Below are 381 nucleotides of genomic sequence, written 5' to 3'. Positions count from 1 at the left end.
AGTCGTCCAACTCCGCCGGTGCGAAGGCCGGGTAGGGCGGCAGGGCCCGAAGGATCCGGGCCGTGGCCCGGGCCAGTGCGACCGCCTCGACCCGCAGCGCCGTCCCGCGCAGCCGGAGGCCGTCGCGGTCGACCGTGACCAGCCGGGCCGAGCCCCGCGCACCGCCGAGCACCAGCAGCCGGGCACCCGCCGCGGGGCGGAATCCCGCGGGGGGGACGGGACAGACGGCGAAGGCCGGCTCCCCGTCCGCCGCGACCCGGTCGGCCGCGGCGAGCGCCTCGGCCGGCGCCGGACCCGTGTGGCGCGCGTGCACGCCGTCGGCGACCGTGACGGCGCCCACCGGCAGCCGCGCGTCCAACTGCGCCGCCACCGCCTGGAGTA

Annotated in this window: 1 pseudogene; it reads right to left on the bottom strand. The window is 80.6% G+C overall.

The features are described 5' to 3' along the window. Positions 1–381, bottom strand: a pseudogene (locus tag BI06_RS34885) (hypothetical protein); the annotation flags it as partial.

The sequence above is a fragment of the Kitasatospora sp. MBT66 genome, assembly GCF_000710405.2.
GTDB classification, from domain to species: domain Bacteria; phylum Actinomycetota; class Actinomycetes; order Streptomycetales; family Streptomycetaceae; genus Kitasatospora; species Kitasatospora purpeofusca.
Note: the sequence above shows the minus strand (reverse complement) of the source record. Positions and strands in the feature narration are given on the sequence as shown.